Source organism: Stenotrophomonas maltophilia group sp. vghtpe118 (genome assembly GCF_052605195.1).
The window spans coordinates 1,457,471-1,474,198 of sequence record NZ_CP199672.1; the positions used below are offsets into that span (position 1 = coordinate 1,457,471).

The following is a 16,728-nucleotide window of genomic DNA, read 5'->3' on the forward strand; positions in this document are numbered from 1 at the left end:
GCCATGGCAGGGGTTCCTGGGGGCCGGGGCCTGAAAGGGCGCCAGTATACCGGGGTTGGCGGCCGCGCTCTGAATGCCCAGCCGACCGATACGGCACAGCCACTGACGCCGCGCTAACCGGCGCAGCACCGACAATGCAGTTCTGTTTCCAGCAACGAGGAAGATGACGATGGCCGAGTGGATCACCCTGGATACGCATCACGGCCCGGTACGGGCCTGGCAGGCCCTGCCGGAAGGCACCGCGCGCGGCGGCCTGGTGGTGGTGCAGGAAATCTTCGGCGCCAATCCGCATATCCGCAGCGTGGCCGAGCGCTTCGCGGCGGAAGGCTATGCGGTGCTGGCGCCCTCGTTCTTTGACCTGCTCGATGGCCCCGACGCCGATCCGGACGCGCTGCCCTACGACGCCGACGGCGTGAAGCAGGGCCTGGAACGGGTCGGCGCGCTGGGCATGGAGCGGGCGCTGGAAGTGGTCCGCGCGGCGGCCACCCGGCTGGCCCCCTACGGCAAGGTGGGCACCGTCGGCTACTGCTGGGGCGGCACGGTGGCGATGCTGTCCGCAGTGCGCCTGGGGCTGCCGTCGGTCAGCTACTACGGCGCCCGCAACGTCCAGTTCCTTGATGAGACACCCAAGGCGCCGGTGATCTTCCACTTCGGCGCCCAGGACCGCAGCATCCCACCGGAAGCCGTGCAGGCCCACCGCGAGAAGCTGCCGCAGATGGCCACCTACGTCTATCCGGCCGATCATGCCTTCAACCGGGAGGTCGGACATGCGTATGATCCAGACAGCGCCGCCCTGGCGCTGCAACGCACCCTGGACTTCTTCTCGGAGCATCTTGGATGAGCGAATTCGAACTCGATTCACGCCTGGCCACCGATAGCGTGCTGGTGGCGGAAGGACCGTTGTCGCAAGTGCGGCTGATGAACGACGAACGATTCCCCTGGCTGGTGCTGGTACCGCGCCTGGCCGGGGTCACCGAGTGGATCGAGCTGGACGGCGAGCAGCAGGACAAGCTGCGCACCGAGCTCAACCGCGCCTGCAAGGCCCTGAAGGGCTCCGACGGGGTGGAAAAGATCAACATCGGGGCGCTGGGCAATATCGTGCGCCAGCTGCACTTCCATGTGATCGGCCGCCATGACGGTGATCCGGCCTGGCCGGGCCCGGTCTGGGGCAGCGGCCCGGCGCACCGCTACGAGCCGGCGGCGCTGGACCAGCATGTCGCCTACTGGAAGGAACGGCTAGGATATCCGGCCCTGTCCTGAGCCTTCGCCGACCCGATGCGATTCAACCTCGTTGCCGCCGTCCTGCTGATCCTGATCGGCCTGTTCATGCTCGCCAGCAATCTCGGCTGGACGCACCTGAACCTGTCCAAGCTGCTGCTGACCTGGTGGCCGGTGGCCCTGGTGGGTGTCGGCATCGCGATGCTGTTCGGTCGCGGCAAATAAGAAAGGCGGCGCATTGCGCCGCCTTCCTTCATGTGGAGCCGGGCCATGCTCGGCTGCCCTGCCTTGAAGCCGAGCATGGCTCGGCTCTACAAATCGCCTGCAATCTTCAGGTCCGCGGCAGGGTCACGCCGGTCTGGCCCTGGTACTTGCCGCCACGGTCGCGGTACGACGTCTCGCAGATGTCATCGGCGGCCGCCTGGAAGAACAGCATCTGCGCCACGCCTTCGTTGGCGTAGATGCGCGCCGGCAGCGGCGTGGTGTTGCTGAATTCCAGGGTGACGTGGCCTTCCCATTCCGGCTCCAGCGGCGTCACGTTGACGATGATGCCGCAGCGCGCGTAGGTGCTCTTGCCCAGGCACACCACCAGGGTATCGCGCGGAATGCGGAAGTACTCCACGGTACGCGCCAGCGCGAAGCTGTTGGGCGGGATGATGCACTCATCGCCGACGATATCCACGAAGCTGCCCGGATCGAAGTGCTTGGGATCGACGATCGTCGAGTTGATGTTGGTGAACACCTTGAACTCGCGCGAGCAGCGCACGTCATAGCCATAGCTGGACGTGCCGTAGCTGACGATGCGCTGGCCGTTGGCCTGCTTGACCTGCCCGGCCTCGAACGGCTCGATCATGCCGTGCTGCTCGGACATGCGGCGGATCCAACGGTCACTCTTGATGCTCATGCTTTGTCCTGGGGGTACGAGGGGGCGCGAGGATTCTAGCAGGGGGCCGGCCTGCGCCGGCGGCCCCTGCCCCAGCACTTACAGCAGCGAGGACAGGATCGGGATCGAGGCCCGCGGGCGCTTGCCGACTTCCTCGATCAGGCGCTGCGCGGCATGGCGGTAGGCCTGGGCCGGTGCCGAATCCGGCTGGGCCACGGTGATCGGCGTGCCTGCATCGCCCTGCTCGCGGATGCCGATCTGCAGCGGCAGCGACCCCAGCAGCGGCACGCCGTACTGCGCGGCCATGCGCTCGCCGCCGCCCTCGCCGAACAGGTGCTCGATGTGCCCGCAGCTGCTGCACGTGTGCACCGCCATGTTCTCGACGATGCCCAGCACCGGCACCTCGACCTTCTCGAACATCTTCAGCGCCTTCTTCGCATCCAGCGTGGCGATGTCCTGCGGCGTGGTGACGATCACTGCACCGGCCAACGGAATCTTCTGGGTCAGGGTCAGCTGGATGTCACCCGTGCCCGGCGGCAGGTCGATCAGCAGGAAATCCAGGTCGTCCCACAGGGTATCGTTGAACAGCTGGGTCATCGCCGAGGTGGCCATCGGGCCGCGCCAGATCATCGGGGTGTCTTCTTCGATCAGGTAGCCGATCGACATGGTGTCCACGCCGAACGCACGCAGAGGCTCGATGCTCTTGTTGTCCGGGCTTTCCGGGCGGCCGGACAGCCCCAGCATGGCCGGCACGCTGGGGCCGTAGATGTCGGCGTCGAGCACGCCCACCCGCGCACCGAGCTGCTGCAGCGCCACAGCCAGGTTCACCGAGGTGGTGGACTTGCCGACGCCGCCCTTGCCCGAACCGACCGCGATGACATTGCGGATGCGGGCATGCGGCGTAAGTCCCTTCTGGACCTGGCTGGCATGGGGACGGCGGGGAGAACTGTTCACAACGAGCACCGGCGGAGTCAGGGGGATAACCCGACATCATACAAGCTGGACGTAACCTGACTGAAATTCAGGATTGCCACGGATTCGTGCACAGATTGTTAAGTTCATGTTACGTTCGATCAGCACTGTTTTGAGCTGCGGAGCCCGTTGTTCCGGCCCGCGCGATGGCGCATGCGCAGTGCCGTTTTTGTTTTTTGCTCTCCATTGGAACTACATGAAACACGTCAGCAATACCGCACGTCGCAACACGCTCGCCGTCGCCCTGATTTCCGCTCTGATGGCCGCCGCCCCGGCAATGGCCCAGGACAAGGCGACCAACCTGGACAAGATCACCGTCACCGGTTCGCTGATCCCGCAGACCCAGGTCGAAACCCAGACCCCGGTGATGTCCATCACCGCCGAAGACATCCAGACCCGCGGCTTCAGCAGTGTTGCTGAAGTGCTGCAGCAGTCATCGCTGACCACCGGCGGCCTGCAGGGTGGCCAGACCTCGGGTGCGTTCACCCAGGGCGCCGAAGCCGCCGGCATGTTCGGCCTGAATCCGGGCTACACCAAGTACCTGATCAACGGCCGCCCGATGCTCTCCTATCCGGCGCTGTACAACGGCAGCGAGTCGTTCAACAACATCAGCGGCATTCCGATCGACATCGTCGAGCGCATCGAAGTCCTGCCGGGCGGCCAGTCGTCGCTGTACGGCTCGGACGCGATCGCCGGCGTGGTCAACATCATCCTGAAGGAACGCATGGACGGCGGCACGATGTCGATCCGTGGCGGTACCTACACCGAAGGTGGTGGCAGCAACATCCGCTTCAGCGCCGCCAAGGGCTTCAACGCGTTCGACGACCGCTTCCACGCCCTGGTCAACGTGCAGATCGAAAACGGCAGCCCGATCTGGGGCTACCAGCGTGACATCACCAAGCAGAACAACCCGGTCGGTTACACCGCGCAGTTGCCGTCGAACGACTTTGCTGTCATCGGCAACGCCGACAACAAGCTGTACATGATGGACCCGACCCGCTGCGCCAACGTGGCAGGCCTGTACGACGGCACCACCACCGTCGGCAAGCGTGCATCGGGCGAATCGTGCGGCTCGGTGTACAGCGCCGGCTACAAGACCCTGAAGAACGGCAAGAACAGCGGCCAGTTCTACTCGTCGATGACCTTCGACGTGAACGACAACTTCCAGCTGTTCGCCGACGTGCTGTACAGCAAGGAAAAGACCGAATTCACCTCCGGCTCCAGCGCCCTGTGGTGGGGCACCAAGTCGGTGATGGGCGGCTTCTACGACCAGGGCCTGGGCAAGGTCGTGAACCTGCAGCGCGCCTTCGCGCCGGAAGAAATCGGCCCGGGCCACTACAACAACATCCTGAACTCCGATGAGAGCCGTTCCTACCAGGTCACCCTGGGCGGCAAGGGCATGGTCGGCGACTGGGACTACAGCGCCAGCTTCACCCGCGGCGAATACCGTCTGGACCAGAACCGCTTCGCGCGCTGGAAGGACAAGATCGAAGGCTTCTTCGGCGACACCGTGCTGGGCCCGCGCCTGGGCACCACTGCTGATGGCTTCGGCATCTACAACCCGAACTACACCGCCTTCTACTCGCCGATCACCCCGGACCAGTTCGCCAGCTTCACCGGCTATGGCACCCACCGCAGCAAGACCTGGCAGAACCTCGGTCGCGTGCAGGTGACCAACGGTTCGCTGTTCTCCCTGCCGGGCGGCGACGCCGGCCTGGCCGTCGTGCTGGAAGGCGGCAGCGAAGGTTGGGACTACTCGCCCGACCAGGCCTTCGTCGATGGCAACGCGTGGGGCGCCAGCGCCGTGGCCGGTGCCGGCCACCGCAGCAACTACGCGGTGACCAGCGAACTGCGCATGCCGGTGTTCGAGTCGCTGACCATCAGCGCCTCGGGCCGCTATGACGCCTTCAAGATCGCCGACAAGACCGTCGACAAGGCCACCTACAGCATCGGCCTGGAATACCGTCCGGTGGAAAGCCTGCTGCTGCGCGGCAAGTACGGCACCGCGTTCCGCGCGCCGACCCTGTCCGATGCCTTCCAGGGCATGAGCGGCTCGTTCGCCTCCGGCCAGAACGACTACTACCGCTGCAGCCAGATGGGTTACGCGCTGCGTGACGAAGCCTGCTCGTTCTACAAGACCACCTCGGTGTACAGCGAAAAGTCCGGCAACCCGGACCTGAAGCCGATCACCGCCGACGTGTGGAGCGCAGGCGTGGTGTGGGCCCCGGTGAGCAACTTCTCGCTGTCGGTCGACTACTACAACTGGAAGATCAAGAACGAGGTCAAGACCCTGAGCACCGACCAGCTGCTGCTGGCCGAGTACCAGTGCCACAACGGCCTGCCGAACAACACCTCGGCCAGCTGCCAGAACGTGACCGACTGGGTCACCCGCGACGCCGGTGGCAACCTGACCCGCGTGTACACCCCGAAGCTCAACGTGGCCAGCCAGAACCTGGAAGCGGTGACCGTCGGTGCCAAGTACCAGCAGGACCTGGGCCGCTTCGGTTCGCTGATGTTCTCCGGCAACTACACCAACATGCTCAAGCGTGAAGTGGTGGCCCTGCCGGGTGCGCAGAAGCTGGACCTGCTGAGCGATCCGTACAACATGTGGTACTACGACAACTTCGCCAAGGTACGCGGCGACGTGTCGGTGGGCTGGGCCATCTCCAAGTTCACCACCACCCTGTACGCCAACTACGTCGGCAGCACCCCGAACTACCTGGCCTACACCGGCCGCAGCTATGACTACGTCCACTCCTCCGGCGCCAAGGCCGGCAAGTGGGGCTCGTACACCACGTACAACATGAGCCTGAACTACCAGGCACAGGACGATCTGACCCTGTCGCTGATGGTCAACAACGTGTTCAACAAGCTGCCGGAAGGCCAGCGCTACAACTACCCGGGCAACGAATCGACCCCGTTCAACGACGGCTTCTACAGCGTCTACGGCCGTCAGATCTCGGCCCAGGTCAAGTACGACTTCTGATCCCGTCGTATTCCGGACCGTGTCTGGACCAGGCCCCGCTTCGGCGGGGCCTTTTTTTTGCCTACGATCAGGCCGAACCGTCCCGTTCAGAAAAAAGTCACTTTCGAACGGAATGGTGACAATGCGATACAGATCAACCAGATACGTTGATTTCGACGCGCGTTCTCGCAGTCAGCGCGGCTGACGAATCACACCTCCATGACTGCATCATGAATGCTTGACAGCCTTGGTTAATGTGATGTTAATCTCGAGTCATCGGCACGTGAAGCCGGTACCAGCGCCGGGCGGCGGCACGCTGCCGACACTGGGCAAGGGACACACGGAGACGTCGACAAGGACCAGTCCCGGTGTACGACGCAATCATTCGATTCAAGGGGATTTCAGATGATCAATCGCAAGTCGCTCAGCAAGCATCCGCTGAGCTTCGCCCTCGCCTCTGCCGTGCTGCTCGCCGCAGCCGCCCCGGCGATCGCCCAGGACGCCTCCAGCACGACGCAGACCGAGGAAGCGCCCAAGTCGAAGGCCACCAACCTGGACACGGTGACCGTCACCGGTTCGCGCATCAGCCGCGACGTGTTCAACTCGGTTTCGCCGGTGCAGGTCGTCACCCGTGAAGAAACCACCCTGGCCGGCTTCAACTCGACCACCGCCGCCCTGCAGAGCACGGCGGTCACCGCCGGTGCGGCACAGATCAACAACGCCTACGGCGGCTACGTCACCGACGGCGGCCCGGGCGCCAACACCCTGGGCCTGCGCGGCCTCGGCCCGACCCGCACCCTGATCCTGCTCAACGGCCGCCGCGTATCGCCGGCCGGTACCCGCGGCTCGGTCGGCTCGACCGACCTGAACGTGCTGCCGAACTCGATCGTCGACCGCGTCGAGATCCTGAAGGACGGCGCCTCGTCCATCTACGGCTCCGACGCCGTGGCCGGCGTGATCAACATCATCACCAAGACCAAGGTCGACGGTGTCACCTTCGAAGCGCAGCACAACGCCACCGACGGTGGCGGCGGTGAAGAGCGCCGTTACTCGATCATGTTCGGTTCCACCGGCGAGCGCTCGCACTTCTCCGGTTCGTATGAGTACTACACCCGCAACGAACTGACCCTGGCCGACCGCAGTTGGGCAGGCGGCTGCCCGACCGACATGTACCGTGACATCGAGGCCGGCGACTCCTGGGGCAGCGGTGACTTCATCGATCCGCTGACCGGCAAGCCCAAGTGCTGGTCGCTCGATGCCGGCGGCACCACCCTGAACACCATCGGCACCAACACCCGTACCGGTGTGGCCGCTCCGGGCGGCGTCGGCACCCGCTTCAACCGCTGGCGCCCGAACGCGGCGATCACCACCGGCCTGGTCGGCTACGAAGGCGTGGACCTGAACACCCGCGACACCTTCGACCCGGCCATGCGCAACGAGTCGCTGATCTCGCCGACCAAGACCCACACCCTGTACTTCCAGGGCGGCTTCGACCTCAATGCACTGGGTGATGCCGAGCTGTACTACGAGTTCCTGGGCAACAAGCGCAAGTCGACCCAGACCGGTTACCGCCAGCTGACCCTGGACTACGCCGTGGGCAGCCCGCTGATCCCGGCCAACCTGCGTGACAGCGTAGCCGGCGCCCCGACCGACCAGACCAGCGGCAGGAACCTGGGCGTGCGTGCGTTCATCGGCTTCGGCAACGACACCAACAAGCAGAACGTCGACTTCCTGCGCTTCAATGCCGGCCTGCGTGGCCACCTGAGCTCGGAGTGGAACTATGACTTCAACGTCATGCACGCCCGCAGCGACGCCGACTACACCTTTGAAAGCTTCCTGACCAGCCGCCTGCGCCAGAGCCTGGACGTGGTCTCCAACGGTGCGGGTGGCTATGTCTGCCGCGACGCTTCCAACGGCTGCATCGCCGCGCCGGCGCTGAACACCAACACCATCGGCGGCAAGCTGCCGCAAGACTGGAAGGACTGGGTGTTCGTGCCGGTCACCGGCAACACGCTGTACAAGGAAACGACGGTCAACTTCAACGTCAACGGCCCGCTGTTCGACATGCCCTACGGCTCGGCCGGCGGCGCGTTCGGCGTCGAGTACCGCAAGGCACGGATCGACGACACCCCGTCGCCTTACTCGATCAATGCCGACCTGTACAACCTGACCAACGCCACCCCGACCCGCGGTTCGGACTCGGTGCTCGAGGCCTACGGCGAACTGGAACTGCCGCTGCTGTCCGGCGTCACCGCTGCCGAGGAACTGACGGTCAACCTGTCCGGCCGCTACACCGACTACAAGTCCTACGGCTCGGATGAGACCTACAAGATCGGCGCGCTGTGGACGCCGGTGAAGTGGCTGTCGTTCCGTGCTTCGTACGGCACCTCCTACCGCGCACCGGCGCTGTTCGAACAGTTCCTGGGCGGCACCACCGGCTTCCTGAGCAGCAGTGCCGACCCCTGCAACGAGTATGGTGATCGCAACCCGAGCTCGCCGCGCTACCAGAACTGCGCATCGCTGGGCCTGGCACCGGACTACCTAGCCACCCAGGGCGTGACCGTGGTCACCCAGGGTGGTGCCGAGGCCGGCCTGGAAGCCGAAACCTCCAAGGCCAAGACCCTGGGCGTGGTGATCCAGCCAGAATTCGGCAGCGGCTTCGGTGACCTGTCCTTCGCCGCCGACTACTTCGACATCGAAGTGAAGAACGGCGTCGACAGCGCGGGCGGCGCGAACATCCTGTCGCGCTGCTATGACAGCGGCAGTGCCGACTTCTCCTCCGGTTCGGGTCTGTGCCGCCTGGTGGCCCGCAACCCGGTCAACAACCAGCTGGTGGTGACCAACGGCTTCATCAACCTGTCCACCGACAAGGTCCGTGGCCTGGACTTCACCACCCGCTATGTCCGCGAAATCGGCCCGGGCACCCTGCGCACCACGCTGCAGTTCACCCACTACCTGGAACAGGCCAGCAAGGTCTTCTCCGACGATCCGCTGGTGGACTACAACGGCATGCTGTCGCGTCCGGAAAACACCGCCTCGCTGGACCTGAGCTACAAGTGGAAGAACTGGCAGGTGCGTTACGGCCTGGACTGGATCGACAAGATGGACAGCTACGCGTACTACGAGGAGCGCAACCCGGGTGACTTCGATCCGGCTACCTCGGCGTACAAGCTGTACACCCCGAACTACTTCCTGCAGGCCATCTCGGTGAAGTATGAAGCGGATAAGTGGTCGGTCACCGGTGGCGTGCGCAACTTCGCCGACCGCAAGCCGCCGACCATCTCCCAGGGTGTCTACAGCACCGTCGGCAACGCGCTGTTGTACAGCGGCTTTGACTACTTCGGTCGCAGCTACTTCCTGAACATCACGCGTTCGTTCTGATCCTGCTCCCTGCAACCGCCGCCCTTCGGGGCGGCGGTTCCATTTCAGGCACTGCCTTTTCCACAGGCAGCTGCCACTGCATTCCGAGGTTGCAATGAAGCGAACCCTGTTGCTGGCGGCCCTGGCCAGTGTTTCCCCGTCCCTGCACGCCAAGCCCGAAGCTCCGACCATTGAGCAGATGGCGGCCTTCCCCGCCATCTCCAGCCTGTCGCTATCGCCGGATGGCCAGCACATCGCCGGCCTGCGGGCCAATGGCGAAGAGCGCGTGATCGTGGTGTGGCGCACCGATGCACTGGACAAGCCGCCAACGGTGATCGGCGCCAACCGCATGAAGTTCCAGAGCGTGTCGTTCATCAAGAACGGGCAGCTGGCGGTGGTGCTGTGGCAGCCCTACGACCTGCGCGCGGACCGGGTGACCAAGACCTTCGTCAGCAAGTTCTTCATCACCGACATCGAAGGCAAGCAATGGAAGGAGCCGATCACGCCGCCACGTGCCAGCAGCCGCAGCGAGGAGCTCGAGCAGGCCCTGGCCAACGCCACGGTACTGGACACCCTGCCCAACGATCCGGACCACATCCTGGTGGTCAACGGCAGTGGCAGCAGCTCCGGTGACGTCTACAAGGTCGACCTGCGCAACTTCACCTCGCAGCGCATCCAGAAGACCGAAGAGCGCGTGGCCGGCTACATCACCGACCTCGACAGCGAGCTGCGCGCACGCCTGCGCCAGGATGTCGACGGCACCGGTGCCTACGTCGCCACCGAGTTCCGGTCGCCCGCCACCGGTACCTGGGAAGAGCACTTTCGCTCCTATGTGAAGAACCGCGACGTCAACCAGGTGATCGGCTTTGCCGACGACCCGAACATCGCCTTCGTGCTCAGCAATGTCGGCCGCGACAAGGCGATCGTGTATGAGTACGACATCAGCGCGCGCAAGCAGAAGGAAGTGCTGTTCGAGCACAAGCTGTTCAACGCCGGTTCGATGCTGATCAACCGCTTCCGCAAGGGTGCGGTGCCGTTCGGCGAGATCATGGGCATCGGCTACGCCGGTCCGCGCGGTGACGACATGCAGTGGACCTCGCCGCGCATGAAGGCGCTGGACCAGGGCCTGCGCCAGGCCCTGGGCATCACCCAGGAACCGCTGGCGATGGTCGATACCGCCAACGGCCAGCGCTTCACCGCCAACTACGATACCGGCGTGAGCCTGCGCATCGTCGACTACACGGCGGACCTTTCCAACGTGCTGGTCGTTACCTCCGGGCCTTCCAATCCGCCCGAATACCACCTGCTGCACGACGGCAAGCTGACCCTGCTGGCGAAGACCTACCCGCAGATCCAGCCTGCCGCGCTGGGCCAGACCCGGCTGGTCTACTACAAGGCACGCGACGGGCTGGACATTCCTGCATTCCTCACCACGCCCAGCACCGAGCTGTGCGGCGCCGGCCCCTGGAAGGCGGTCGTGCATCCGCACGGCGGGCCCTGGGCGCGCGATGGCATGGACTTCGATGGCTCGATGTGGGTCCCGCTGATGGCATCGCGCTGCATGGCGGTGCTGCGCCCGCAGTTCCGTGGCTCGGCCGACTGGGGCCGCAAGCTGTGGATGGCCGGTGACGCCGAGTGGGGCCAGAAGATGCAGGATGACAAGGACGACGGCGCGCAGTGGATGATCGACCAGAAGATCGCCCGCCCCGGCCACATCGCCATGTTCGGCTTCTCCTATGGCGGCTATTCGGCGTTTGCGGCCTCGGTGCGCCCCAACGGCCTGTACAAATGCGCCATTGCCGGCGCCGGCGTCTCGGATATCAAGAAGATCTGGTCGCGCTTCTATACCAACCCATTCTTCCGCCAGGCCCAGGCCCCCACGGTGGCCGGCCTGAACCCGGTGGACAAGGCCGGCGAGATGAAGATCCCGTTGATGGTCTACCACGGCGATCGCGACCGCACGGTGCCGATCGAACAGTCGGAGTGGTTCGTGAACAAGGCGAAAGGTTCCGGCCAGCCGGTCGAGTTCCACGCCATCGCCGACTACGCCCACGGGCCGGCCTGGACGCGCCGCATCATGGCCGACCAGTTGCAGCTGATAGACGACTACCTGGGCAAAGGCTGCGGCGGCGGCGGCCTGTAAGCGTTACCGGCCTACAGCAGGGGCGCCCGGCGGGCGCCCTTGCACGTTCTGGCCCTTGCGCGGGGACATGACCTTCGACACCCTTGCAGGTCTGGCCGGCGGCGTATCGTTCGGCCCACGGTCGCACCTGCGGCCACTCCCTGACTCACTCGGCCTGGAGGCCATTCAAGTGACCCGTACTCCCAAGATCGTGCTGCTGACCCTGGCCGTTTCGGCCGCGCTGGTTGGCTGCGGCAAGACTGAAACCCCGGCCAAGGATGCCGCCGCCTCCGCCCCGGCCACCGCCGAAGCCACCACCTATAAGCTGGACGAGAGCAAGCTGCCGGCCTACAACGCCTTCCAGCCGAGCGACCTGGACACCACCAAGGACGCCTGCACCGCCTTTGGCGACTACGTCAACAGCAAGTGGCTGGCCGCCAACGAAATCCCGGGCGACCGCACCAGCTGGGGCGCGTTCACCATCCTCGACGAGCGTTCGGTGGCCGTGCAGCACCAGCTGGCCGAACAGGTCGCGCAGGTCAAGAACCCGAACCACATCGAGAAGATCGTCGGCGACCTGTGGGCGACCGGCATGGACGAAGCGAAGATCAACGCGCAGGGCATCGAGCCGCTGAAGGCGGACCTGGCGGCGATCGACGGCCTGCAGGACAAGGCAGCGATCGCCAACTACCTGCGCACCAGCGCCGCCAAGGGTGACAACGTCCTGTTCGGCTTCGGTGCCGAAGCGGACTTCAAGAACTCGGCCATGAACATGGCCTACGCCAGCCAGGGCGGCCTGGGCCTGCCGGATACCACCTATTACACCGATGCCAAGAACGCCGACAAGCTGAAGGCCTACCAGGCGCACGTCGCCAAGGTGCTGGAGCTGTCCGGCGTCGCCGCGGCCGACGCGGCCAAGCAGGCCGAGGACGTGGTCAAGTTCGAAACCCGCCTGGCCAAGGCTTCCAAGTCGCGCGTCGAGCTGTCGCGCAACGTCGAGCTGTACTACAACCCGGTCACCCTGGCCGACGCCGACAAGCTGACCCCGAACTTCAGCTGGACCGAGTTCTTCAAGTCGCAGGGCGTGGCCGCACCGGAGAAGTTCTCGCTGGCCATGCCGGCGTTCCATGAGGAAGTGAGCAAGGCGCTGGGCGATACCGACCCGTCGGTGTGGCGCGCCTACCTGCGCTTCCACACCGTGGACAGTGCCTCGCCGTACCTGGCTGACGCCTTCGTGCAGGAGAACTACGAGTTCTACGGCAAGACCCTCAACGGCCAGAAGGAACAGAAGCCGCGCTGGAAGCGCGTGCTGGGCACCATCGAGAATGATGCCGGTGAAGCCTTCGGCCAGCTGTACGTGAAGGTTGCCTTCTCGCCGGAAGCCAAGGCGAAGATGGAAGAACTGGTAAAGAACCTGGCCGCCGCGCTGAAGGACCGCATCCAGGGCCTGAGCTGGATGAGCGAGGAAACCAAGGCCAAGGCCATCGCCAAGTGGGAGACCTTCACCCCGAAGATCGGTTACCCGGACAAGTGGCGCGACTGGTCGGGCCTGCAGACCCAGCGCGACAGCTTCCTCGGCAACGTGCGCGCGGCCAACGAGTTCAACTACAAGTTCAACCTGTCCAAGATCGGCAAGCCGGTGGACAAGACCGAGTGGGGCATGACCCCGCAGACCGTCAACGCCTACTACAACCCGCTGCAGAACGAGATCGTGTTCCCGGCCGCCATCCTGCAGCCGCCGTTCTTCGATCCGAAGGCCGACGACGCGCTGAACTACGGCGGCATCGGTGCGGTGATCGGTCATGAGATGACCCACGGCTACGACGACCAGGGTGCGCGCTTCGGGCCGACCGGCAACATGGAAGACTGGTGGACCCCGGCCGACAAGAAGAACTTCGAAGGCCTGACCGGCAAGCTGGTCAAGCAGTTCGACCAGTACAAGGTGGACGGCCAGGCGGTGAACGGCCACCTGACCCTGGGCGAGAACATCGCCGACCTGGGTGGCCTGGCCACCGCCTACGACGCCCTGCAGAAGGCCTCCGCCGGCAAGGAAGATGCGAAGGTCGATGGCTTCACCCGAGACCAGCGCTTCTTCTTCAACTGGGCCACCGTGTGGCGCACCAAGTACACCCCGGAAAACGCCAAGGTCCGCCTGGCCACCGACCCGCACGCCCCAGCGCAGTTCCGTGCCATGGGTGCGCCGTCGAACCTGCCGACCTTCGCCGCCGCGTTCCAGTGCAAGGCCGGTTCGCCGATGGCCCGCACCGGCGAGCAGCAGGTGGTGATCTGGTAAGCAACGGCTGACGTTGCGGCGTACCTGCAAGGGCCCGGGAATTCCCGGGCCCTTGTTTTTCACAGCGCCCGTCATCCACGCATGGCCCACGCCGTTGGAAGATGCCGACCTTGGTCGGCGCACGGCTCGGCGGAGCCACCGTGATGCGTGCATGCCGCGCCCATGCCCGGCTTGCTATAGTGCGCGCGCCCTCAATCCATCACGGATTCGTTCCACATGCCCAACTTCCGTCCGCTTGCCATCGCCCTGGGCATCAGCCTGGCGACTCTGGTCCCGACCCACGATGCGTTTGCCGCCGCCAAGAAGAAGGCCGCACGCGCCCCGGCCGTCAGCGCCCAGTGCAGCGACTTCTATAACACCACCAATGCAGGCTGGCTGAAGGCCAACCCGGTGCCGCAGACCGGCGCCACGACCGCGCTGGGCCAGTTGGTCGACCGCAGCCGCCAGCAGCAGCGCGACCTGCTCGATGCCGCGATGAAGTCGCCGCAGGGCAACGTGCAGAAGCTGCTGGGTGACTTCTGGGCCAGCGGCCTTGACGAAGCCGCCGTGGAAGCGGACGGTTCCAATCCAATCGCCCCGCTGCTGACCCGCATCAACGCCATCAAGAAGGCCAAGGATGTGCCGGCCTCGATCGCCGCGCTGCACCAGGTGGGCATCCCGGTCGCCTTCAACTTCGGCCCTGACGTCGACCTGAAGGCACTGGACCGCCACATCGGTTACTTCATGCAGGGCGGCATGGGCCTGCCGGATCCGGCGTTCTATACCCGCACCGACGCCGATACCGTGGCGCTGATGGGCCGCTACCGCAACTACGTCAAGCAGATCCTGGCGCTGACCGGCACCCCGGCGGCCAAGCTGGATGCCGAATCGCAGGCAGTGATCGCGCTGGAGACCGAGCTGGCGCGCAACGCGCAGTCGCTGGCCGGCATCAACAACCCGTTCAACAACTACGCGCCGATCTCCACCAAGGAGCTCAACAGCCGCTACCGCAACCTGCAGCTGGACGCGTTCCTGAAGGCACAGGGCGTGGACGATGACCTGGTCTCGCTGGCCGACCCAGGCCTGTTCAAGCAGCTCGATGGCATGGTCACCAAGCTCAAGCCGGAGCAGTGGAGAGCTTACCTGCGCTGGCGCGTGGGCGACTCGATGGCGCCGTACCTGTCCAAGGCCTACCGCGACGCCGAGTTCGAATTCCGTGGCCGTGTGCTGCGTGGCCAGACCCTGCCGCCGCAGCGCTGGGAATCCGTGCTGGATGCAATCAATGTGGCCGCCGGCCCGATGGTCGGCCGCGAGTACGCCGCCCGCTACCTGTCGGCCGAAGATCGTCGCCAGGCCGCATGGATCGTCGACAAGGTGCGCGAAGTACAGATCGAGGCGGTAAAGAACAGCAGCTGGATGAGTGCCGAAGCCAAGACCGAAGCGCAGGCCAAGCTGGCTGCGCTGAAGATCGAGATCGGCACTCCACTGCGCGACCTGGACTACAGCGTGCAGCCGATGGGGCGCGGCTCGTTTGGTGGCAACATGCTGATTGCATCGACCTGGCGCCACCGCGAGGAAATGAAGCGCATCGGCAAGGGCAATGCCGACCGCCGCTGGGACGTGCTGCCGCAGCAGCCGTCGCTGGCCTACGACCTGGCGCAGAACCGCCTGATCGTCACCGCCGCGATCCTGCAGGGCCCGGTGTTCAACGCCAAGGCCGACGCCGCCGACAAGTTCGGCAGCTTCGGTGGACTGGTCGGCCACGAGCTGACCCGTGCGATCGATGCCAAGGGCGCGCTGGTCGATGCCAAGGGCGAACTGCGCAGCTGGTGGACCCCGGCCGACAAGACCGCCTGGACCCTGCTCGGCAATCGCGTGGCCGCGCAGTACAGCGCCTACGACTTCCCGGGCGTAAAGGGTGCCAAGGTCAACGGCACGCTGACCCAGGAAGAGAACCTGGCCGACATCGCCGGCCTGGAACTGGCCTGGGCGGCGTATACGGCGCAGGAACCGAAGGCCAAGCAGGCACAGCAGCAGGGCTTCTTCCGCGCCTGGTCGGCACTGTGGGCACAGCAGCTGTCGCCGAACGAGGCCGCGCGCCGCCTGACCGCCGACATCCGCGCACCGGGCCTGTGGCGCAGCAACGGCACGCTGGCCAACCTGCCGGCGTTCGGTGCCACCTTCAGTTGCAAGGCCGGGCAGCCGATGCAGCGCAGCGAAGCCGACCAGATCAAGGTCTGGCGCTGAGCCCGCGGCCGCACTGGTAGTACAAAGGGCGCCTTCGGGCGCTCTTTTTTTGCGGGTGCAGCACGATCCCGGGTTAACACTGCGCGTGCTATCGCTGCGGCTTCGTCCAACGCGGAGCCGGACATGGCACACAAGAACACGATCTGTATCTGGTACGACAACGGCGCGCTCGAGGCCGCCACCTTCTATGCCAACACCTTTCCCGACAGCGCGGTGACCGCTGTCCACCACGCCCCGGGCGACTACCCGGACGGCAAGGAAGGCAACGTACTGACGGTCGAATTCACGGTCTGCGGCATCCCCTGCGTCGGCCTCAACGGCGGCACCGCGTTCAAGCACAGCGAAGCCTTCTCCTTCCAGATCCAGACCGAGGACCAGGCCGAGACTGACCGCTTGTGGGACGCCATCGTCAGCAACGGCGGACAGGAGAGCCAGTGCGGTTGGTGCAAGGACCGATGGGGCATTTCCTGGCAGATCAGCCCACGCATGTTGATCGAAGCGGTGACCAGCCAGGACAAGGCACTGGCCAAGCGCGCCTTCAACGCGATGATGCCGATGAAGAAGATCGACATCGCCACCATCGAAGCGGCAATCAAAAAAGGGGACGGAGGGGATTAAGTCGTTTCTTCCCCCCTGTGCGCAGATGCGGATTGCGACTTAATCCCCTCCGTCCCCTTTTTCCGAGGTGC

The 16,728-nt window shown here is 65.0% G+C and carries 11 protein-coding genes; 9 read left to right on the forward strand and 2 right to left on the reverse strand.

Annotation, left to right across the window (positions count from 1 at the left end):
* The first annotated feature begins 169 nt into the window (after window positions 1–169).
* Genes ACUDTM_RS06875 through ACUDTM_RS06885 form a run of 3 tightly spaced genes read left to right on the forward strand, consistent with a single transcriptional unit; the run spans window position 170 to window position 1,443 of the window.
* Window positions 170–841, forward strand: coding sequence for a dienelactone hydrolase family protein (locus tag ACUDTM_RS06875; RefSeq protein WP_065179170.1), 672 nt, complete (start codon window positions 170–172; stop codon window positions 839–841).
* A complete protein-coding gene (locus ACUDTM_RS06880) occupies window positions 838–1,260 on the forward strand; it encodes an HIT domain-containing protein (protein WP_049414742.1) in 423 nt (140 codons plus the stop codon). The genes ACUDTM_RS06875 and ACUDTM_RS06880 overlap by 4 nt, the downstream gene beginning before the upstream one ends.
* Window positions 1,261–1,275: 15 nt before the next feature.
* Window positions 1,276–1,443 (forward strand): LiaI-LiaF-like domain-containing protein, encoded by a 168-nt coding sequence (locus tag ACUDTM_RS06885; protein ID WP_005418011.1) that lies wholly within the window; start codon window positions 1,276–1,278, stop codon window positions 1,441–1,443.
* 106 nt (window positions 1,444–1,549) lie between these two features.
* Here the strand turns inward: ACUDTM_RS06885 and dcd are convergent, their stop codons facing one another.
* Both dcd and apbC read right to left on the reverse strand, forming a co-directional pair.
* Window positions 1,550–2,122, reverse strand: a complete 573-nt coding sequence (gene dcd / locus ACUDTM_RS06890) for a dCTP deaminase (RefSeq protein WP_005418012.1) — start codon at window positions 2,120–2,122, stop codon at window positions 1,550–1,552.
* A 78-nt stretch (window positions 2,123–2,200) separates the two neighbouring features.
* Window positions 2,201–3,055, reverse strand: coding sequence for an iron-sulfur cluster carrier protein ApbC (apbC, locus tag ACUDTM_RS06895; protein ID WP_005418013.1), 855 nt, complete (start codon window positions 3,053–3,055; stop codon window positions 2,201–2,203).
* Between the two features lie 214 nt (window positions 3,056–3,269).
* On the opposite strand from apbC, the gene ACUDTM_RS06900 reads away from it, so the two are divergent.
* The 6 genes from ACUDTM_RS06900 (at window position 3,270) to ACUDTM_RS06925 (ending at window position 16,657) form a co-directional block, all read left to right on the forward strand.
* On the forward strand, window positions 3,270–6,059 hold the full coding sequence (locus ACUDTM_RS06900) for a TonB-dependent receptor plug domain-containing protein (protein ID WP_151355076.1): 2,790 nt from the start codon (window positions 3,270–3,272) through the stop codon (window positions 6,057–6,059).
* A 384-nt stretch (window positions 6,060–6,443) separates the two neighbouring features.
* Window positions 6,444–9,419: a TonB-dependent receptor plug domain-containing protein gene (locus ACUDTM_RS06905; RefSeq protein ID WP_005418015.1), complete on the forward strand. Its 2,976-nt coding sequence runs from the start codon at window positions 6,444–6,446 to the stop codon at window positions 9,417–9,419.
* 94 nt (window positions 9,420–9,513) lie between these two features.
* Complete coding sequence (locus ACUDTM_RS06910) at window positions 9,514–11,541, forward strand: alpha/beta hydrolase family protein (protein WP_072168515.1); 2,028 nt, start codon at window positions 9,514–9,516, stop codon at window positions 11,539–11,541.
* Window positions 11,542–11,710: 169 nt separating this feature from the next.
* Complete coding sequence (locus ACUDTM_RS06915) at window positions 11,711–13,813, forward strand: M13 family metallopeptidase (RefSeq protein ID WP_072168541.1); 2,103 nt, start codon at window positions 11,711–11,713, stop codon at window positions 13,811–13,813.
* Window positions 13,814–14,029: 216 nt separating this feature from the next.
* Window positions 14,030–16,039, forward strand: coding sequence for a M13 family metallopeptidase (locus tag ACUDTM_RS06920; protein ID WP_072168516.1), 2,010 nt, complete (start codon window positions 14,030–14,032; stop codon window positions 16,037–16,039).
* A gap of 123 nt (window positions 16,040–16,162) precedes the next feature.
* Window positions 16,163–16,657, forward strand: a complete 495-nt coding sequence (locus tag ACUDTM_RS06925) for a VOC family protein (protein ID WP_445391224.1) — start codon at window positions 16,163–16,165, stop codon at window positions 16,655–16,657.
* Window positions 16,658–16,728: the final 71 nt, after the last annotated feature.